A 6492-nucleotide genomic window follows, 5' to 3' on the forward strand; every position below is an offset into this window, starting at 1 on the left:
GCGAATGAGGAAATTTCCACTCGCTATTCGCCACTCGCCATTCGCTCCTTGAGCCATTTCAACGCCCCCCTTCCCGCCGCCGCTCCCGTTGCGAACGACGCCTGCAACAGGTAGCCGCCGGTCGGCGCTTCCCAGTCCAGCATCTCGCCGGCGGCGAAGGTGCCGGGCAAGCGGCGGATCATGAAGTCGGCGTCGAGTTCACCGAACGGAATCCCGCCCGCGGTGGAGATCGCACGCGCGATCGGCGCTGTGCCGGTGAGCCTGATCGGCACGGCGTTGATCAATCCGGCCAGAGCTGGAGGCGATAGCGACGACAGCGACACGCCGGAAACAACAGCCACCTCCTGCAACAGGCCAATGGCGACCGGCGACAGATGCGCGGCCTTGCGCAGCCAGTTTGAAACCGATTGCTTGCCGCGCGACGTTGTCAGCCGCGCGACCAGATCGTTCGCGGCGAGATCGGGCCGCAACGCGATCTGCAATGTTGCCTGCCCCGTGGCGAGGATGGCCTCGCGCAAGTTAGCCGAGAGCGCATAGATCGCGCCGCCTTCGATGCCTGAGCGCGTGACGACGGCTTCGCCGCGCACGGTGTGCGATCCGAACGTCAGCGCTACGCCCTTGAGCGGCTGGCCTTCAAAGCGATCGCGGAAGATATCCGACCAGGCGACGGTGAAGCCGCAATTGGCCGCCCGCAGCGGCGAGATCTTCACCCCGTTTGCGGCAAGCGTTTCCACCCATGCGCCGTCGGAGCCGAGCCGCGGCCAGCTTGCGCCGCCGAGCGCCAGCACGGCCGCGCGCGCCTCAGCGGTTCGTATCCCGTCAGGGGTTGCAAACGAAAGATGTCCATCGCTGTCCCAGCCGGTCCAGCGATGGCGCAACGCGAATTGGACGCCGCTTGCATCGAGCCGCCGCAACCATGCGCGCAGCAACGGCGACGCCTTGAACGCTTGCGGGAACACGCGGCCGCTGGAGCCGACAACGGTCGGTTGGCCCAGTGCTTCGCTCCATGCCCGCAAAGCATCCGGCGGGAATACTTCGATCGCAGGCGCGAGCTGCGGCAACGCCGCGCCATAGCGCGCCAGAAATACCGGCAGCGCCTCGCTATGGGTGAGATTGAGCCCGCCGCGCCCGGCGAGCAGAAACTTGCGCCCGACCGACGGCATCGCGTCGTAGACGGTAACCTTCGCGCCGCCCTGCGCCAGTACCTCGGCCGCCATCAGGCCGGCCGGACCGCCGCCGATGACGGCGACTTCTATTTGTGTCGCGGCGGGCAAGAAGCGTTCCCTTTCAACATCGTAACCTCATCCTGAGGAGCGGCGACTTCGCCGCATCTCGAAGGATGGGCCGCAAACTCATGGTTCGAGACGCGCGAAGACGCGCTCCTCAGGATGAGGACCGTCCGCGGGCCTGATTTACGTTTACGTTTACGCCTACAGCTTCACGCCCGCCTTCGCCGCGGCCTGCGCGACGTATTTCTGGGTCTGCTGGAACGCGCCTTCCAGCGCTTTGGCGGTCGACATGTCGCCGATCTCGGCAAAGTGAGCCGCCACCGCGTCCGGCGTCCATTCGGACGGCGGCAGGTTGATGCCTTCGGTTTCCAGGATCTTGATCACCGCAAAGGAGCCGGCGCCCGCGCCCATGATGGTCCGGGTCGGAGCATTTTCGCTTAGCATGAACAGCACCGCCGGCGTGATCGCTTCCGGCCTCATCAGCGCCAGCGCCTGCGGCGGCAGCAATTCTTCCGTCATCCGTGTCGCCGCGGTCGGCGAGATCATGTTGACGCGGATGTCGGTCTTGCGGCCCTCTTCCGCCAGCACGTTCATCAGTCCGATCATGCCGGTTTTTGCAGCACCATAATTGGCCTGGCCGAAATTGCCATAGAGGCCCGACGATGAGGTGGTGACCACGATGCGTCCGTAGTTGCGCGCGCGCATGCCGTCCCACACCGCCTTGCAGCAATAGAACGTGCCGGTCAGGTGCACGTCCAGCACCTTGGCGAAATCCGATGTCTCCATCTTGGCGAAGGATTTGTCGCGCAGGATGCCGGCATTGGCGCACAAGAGGTCGACGCTGCCCCATTTTTCCGTGGCCTTGGCGACCATCGCCTTGACCTGTTCATAATTTGAAACATCCGCGCCGTCGGCCATCGCCTCGCCGCCAGCTTTGCGGATTTCCTCGACCACCGCTTCGGCCGGGGTCAGCGACCCGCCGGTGCCGTCGCGGGCGCCGCCGAAATCGTTGACCACGACCTTCGCGCCGCGGCTCGCCAGCCCCAGCGCGTGCGCCCGTCCAAGACCATTGCCCGCACCCGTGACGATAGCGACGCGGCCGTCAAACCTGATTGTCATGATTGCAGTTCCTGAATTTCTTGTTCTCTTGTTCGCGATAATTTACCGGGTCAAGCGAGGTGACACAGGCCGTCATCGCCCGGTTTGACCGGGCGATCCAGTATCCCAGCGACGCCATCGATAGAAACGATAGGCGGCAACGTACTGGATACCCCGCCGGAGCCTGTCATCGGGCTCGCCGAGGCCGAGACCCGGTGGCGGGGTATGACGACCAGTATTGAGGACAACGCGCACTATAAACGGCCTCAAGCAAAATAAATCAGGCCGATCCAGTCGGCGGCCAGCGCCGGCCTGGTCTCGCCCTCGATCTCGACGCTGACGCTGGTGCGCGACATCAGCTCGGTCGGCTTGCGCAGCCTGGCTTCCATCAGGGTGAAGCGGCCGCGGACGCGCGAGCCCGCGCGCACCGGCGAGATGAAGCGCAGTTTGTCGAAGCCGTAATTGACGCCCATCGTGGTGCCCTCGATCACCGGCATCACCTCATACGACATGATGCTCATCAGCGACATCGTCAGGAAACCATGCGCCACCGTGCTGCCGAACGGCGTTTCGCGTTTGGCCCGCTCCGGATCGATATGAATGAATTGATGGTCCTCTATCACGTCGGCATACACATCGATCCGGTTCTGATCGACCAGATGCCATGACGACACGCCGACTTCGTGGCCGACCATGTCCTGATAGGCTTTGAGCGAGACCGGCGGCTTCTTCCACACTTCATTCATCGGTCAATTCTCCGCCGATCCGGCCGAGCGGATCTTCTGCAATTCCGGGAAATGCTCTTCGCGGAATTCCTGGCCGCGCAGCGCGTCGCCGCGATCATTGTCATGCTCCAGCCGGCGCAACTGCACGCGGCGGATCTTGCCGGAAATCGTCTTCGGCAATTCGGTCACGAGTTCGATCCGCCGGATGCGCTTGAACGGCGCCAGCCGCGTATGCAGGTGCCGGAAGATCGAGAGTGCGGTTTCCGGCGAACGTTCGGCGCCCGACACCAGCAGCACATAGGCCTTGGGGACCGCCAGCCGGATCGGATCTGGGCTCGGGACAACGGCGGCTTCCGCGACCGATTCATGTTCGAGCAGGATGCTTTCCAGTTCGAACGGGCTGATCCGGTAGTCGGACGATTTGAACACGTCGTCGGAGCGGCCGACGAAGGTGAGATAACCCTCGTCGTCGGCAAACACCACGTCGCCGCTGCGATAGAGATCGCCATCCGCGCCGCTCAATTTGCCGTCGTCACCCTGATAACCCTGCATCAGCCCGGCAGGCCTGTTGGCGCCAAGCAACAGGCTGACCTCGCCCTCCTTGGTGGCGTGCCCGTCATTATCGGTGATGCGCACGACATAACCCGGCAACGGCCGTCCCATCGATCCGACCTTGACCTTCTGTCCCGGCGAATTCCCCGCCAGCGCGGTAGTCTCGGTCTGGCCGTAACCGTCGCGGATGGTCAGGCCCCATGCCGACTTTACCTGATCGATCACTTCGGGATTGAGCGGCTCGCCGGCGCCGCAGACTTCGCGCAAGCTGACCTTGAAATCTGCGAGCTTCTCCTGGATGAACAGCCGCCACACCGTCGGCGGCGCGCACAGCGTCGTGACGCCGCAGCGGCCGATGGTTGCGAGCAATCCCTTGGCGTCGAAGCGCGACTGGTTGACCACGAACACCGTGGCGCCGGCATTCCATGGCGCAAAGAAGCAGCTCCAGGCGTGCTTGGCCCAGCCCGGCGAAGAAATATTCAGGTGGATGTCGCCGGGCTGCAGCCCGAGCCAGTACATGGTCGACAATGCTCCGACAGGGTAACTGCGCTGGCTGTGCCGCACCAGTTTTGGTTTGGCCGTGGTGCCCGAGGTGAAATACAGCAGCATCGGGTCGTCGGCATTGGTCGGTCCATCCGGCTTGAACGTGTCGGGGAAGTCGGTGGTTCGCTCGTAAGGCAGCCACCCCTCGTGCGGCGACGACGCGCCGACCACGACGCGAACGAGATTGTTGCCGCCGAGGCCGACGAATTTCGCGACCTGGTCCTGGGAAGCCACCACCACCCTGGCGCGGCCGCGATCGAGCCGGTCGCGCAACTCGTCCGGCGTCAGCAGCGTGGTCGCGGGGATCACCACCACGCCGAGCTTCATCGCCGCCAGCATGGTTTCCCACAGCGGGACCACGTTGCCGAGCAGCAGCAACAGATGATCGCCGCGCTTGAGGCCCTGCGCGCGAAGAAAATTGGCAACCTGATTGGAACGGCGCGACAGCGCCTCGAACGAGGGTTTGGTCTCCTTGTTGATTCCGGCATCGACGATCCATAGCGCCGGCCGATCCTTGCTGTCAGGGTTGCGCGCCAGTTCCGCGTCGAACCAGTCCAGCGCCCAGTTGAACGGCACCGGCTCGGGCCATTTGAATCCCTTCACCGCGGCATCGTAGTCGGTGCGGTGCTTGAGCAGAAACGACCGCGCCTCCTGGAACGTGGTCATCCGACTATCCACCCTTTCCGGCGAGCCCCCGGACATGCTGGATGATCCCCGAGAAATCAACCCCGCCATGCCCTGCGGCATCGAACGCCTTGTAGATTTCCTGCGCGTGCTTTCCGAGCGGCGTGGCCGCGCCGGTCGCTTTCGCCGCATCCTGCGCCAGCGTGAGGTCCTTCACCATCAGGGCGGTCGCAAAACCCGGTTTGTAGTCATTGTTGGCGGGCGACGTCGGCACCGGGCCCGGCACCGGGCAATAGGATGTCAGCGCCCAGCACTGGCCCGACGACGTGGAGGCCACGTCGAACAGCGCCTGATGCGACAGCCCGAGCTTTTCGGCCATCACGAACGCTTCGCCGACGCCGATCATGGAAATGGCGAGGATCATGTTGTTGCAGATCTTGGCGGCCTGGCCTGCCCCCGCCTCGCCGCAATGCACGATCTTCTTGCCCATGTTTTCCAGCACCGGCTTTGCCGCCGCGAAGGCCTTGGCGTCGCCGCCGCACATGAAGGTCAGTGTCGCACCCTTGGCGCCGCCGGTGCCGCCGGACACCGGAGCATCGACCGAGGCGATGCCGTGTTTGGCCGCCAGCGCATGCGCCTGTTTGGAGCTCTCGACGTCGATGGTCGAGCAATCGATGATCAGCGCGCCTTTTGCCACGGACGGAATGACGTCGGTCCAGACCGACAACACATGCTTGCCCGCGGGCAGCATGGTAATCACGACATCGGCGCCTTTCACCGCACCTGCAGCGCTGTCGGCGATCGCAGCACCGTCGGATCTGGCCTGGTTGCGCGAGGCTTCCACCAGATCGAACGCGACCACCTTGTGGCCCGCCTTGACAAGGTTGGCCGCCATCGGCCCGCCCATGTTGCCGAGACCGATGAATGCGATGTTTGTCATGATGGTTCCTCCACGCAGTTTCTATGTCGTTTGATCGAATACAAGCTCGTCGGCGCCGATGCTGGCAAAGTAAGGCGCCGTCATCTCAGGGGTGACATCCTCGATGCGCGGCGGCGACCACCGGGGATTGCGGTCCTTGTCGATCACGGCAGCCCGCACGCCTTCGCGAAAATCGTCGCTGGCGAACACCTCAAGCGCGGCGCGATATTCCCGCACCAGGCATTGTTCCAGCGAGGACGACGCCCGCGCCAGCCGCAGCAGTTTCAGGGTAACCACCATGCCGCGCGGCGACTTCTCGTTCAACGTCTTCAATGTCGATTGCGCCGGCTCTGAACCGTCGCGCTGCAGGGCGGCGACGATGTCCTGCATCCGGTCATAGGCAAACCAGGCGTCGATGCGCGGCTGCATCGCCGCGACAGGCCCCGACGTCTCGCCGGTCGCGAAGCCATCGATCACTGTTTTGACTTCACCGGACGGCGCACCGGCGTGAATCTTGGTGAGCGCCTCGCGCAGTGCGGCAAGTTTGGCGGAAGGCACCACCGCGTCGGCAAAACGCGCATAAATCGCGTCGGGACCGTTCATGGTCTGGCCGGTCAATCCGAAATAAGTCCCGATCTCGCCGGGCGCGCGCGACAGCAGCCAGGTGCCGCCGACGTCCGGAAAGAAACCAAGCCCGACCTCGGGCATCGCAAGCCTGGTCCGCTCGGTCACCACGCGATGACTACTGTGCGCGGAAAGCCCGACGCCGCCGCCCATCACGATGCCGTCCATGAACGCCACA

Annotated in this window: 6 protein-coding genes; all 6 read right to left on the reverse strand. The window is 64.2% G+C overall.

The window, feature by feature from the left end:
• Nucleotides 1-23 precede the first annotated feature (23 nt).
• On the reverse strand, nucleotides 24-1274 hold the full coding sequence (locus tag E7813_RS15095) for a TIGR03862 family flavoprotein (protein ID WP_291575200.1): 1251 nt from the start codon (nucleotides 1272-1274) through the stop codon (nucleotides 24-26).
• Nucleotides 1275-1430: 156 nt separating this feature from the next.
• Nucleotides 1431-2348: an SDR family NAD(P)-dependent oxidoreductase gene (locus tag E7813_RS15100; protein ID WP_291575202.1), complete on the reverse strand. Its 918-nt coding sequence runs from the start codon at nucleotides 2346-2348 to the stop codon at nucleotides 1431-1433.
• Between the two features lie 245 nt (nucleotides 2349-2593).
• Nucleotides 2594-3073, reverse strand: a complete 480-nt coding sequence (locus E7813_RS15105; protein WP_291575203.1) for a MaoC family dehydratase — start codon at nucleotides 3071-3073, stop codon at nucleotides 2594-2596.
• 3 nt (nucleotides 3074-3076) lie between these two features.
• The gene (locus E7813_RS15110) at nucleotides 3077-4813 is read right to left on the reverse strand and encodes an AMP-binding protein (RefSeq protein ID WP_291575204.1); all 1737 of its coding nucleotides are present in this window, start codon (nucleotides 4811-4813) and stop codon (nucleotides 3077-3079) included.
• Between the two features lie 4 nt (nucleotides 4814-4817).
• Complete coding sequence (mmsB, locus tag E7813_RS15115) at nucleotides 4818-5711, reverse strand: 3-hydroxyisobutyrate dehydrogenase (RefSeq protein ID WP_291575205.1); 894 nt, start codon at nucleotides 5709-5711, stop codon at nucleotides 4818-4820.
• Nucleotides 5712-5732: 21 nt separating this feature from the next.
• Nucleotides 5733-6492: 3-hydroxyisobutyryl-CoA hydrolase (locus E7813_RS15120; RefSeq protein WP_291575206.1), on the reverse strand; the 760-nt coding region annotated here is incomplete at its 5' end.

It is taken from the genome of Bradyrhizobium sp., from assembly GCF_004799405.1.
Lineage (GTDB): Bacteria > Pseudomonadota > Alphaproteobacteria > Rhizobiales > Xanthobacteraceae > Bradyrhizobium.

Coding starts and splice junctions, on each gene's coding strand:
- E7813_RS15100 (WP_291575202.1), bottom strand. CDS start 2,348: ATGACAATCAGGTTTGACGGCCGCGTCGCTATCGTCACGGGTGCGGGC.
- E7813_RS15105 (WP_291575203.1), bottom strand. CDS start 3,073: ATGAATGAAGTGTGGAAGAAGCCGCCGGTCTCGCTCAAAGCCTATCAG.
- E7813_RS15110 (WP_291575204.1), bottom strand. CDS start 4,813: ATGACCACGTTCCAGGAGGCGCGGTCGTTTCTGCTCAAGCACCGCACC.
- mmsB (WP_291575205.1), bottom strand. CDS start 5,711: ATGACAAACATCGCATTCATCGGTCTCGGCAACATGGGCGGGCCGATG.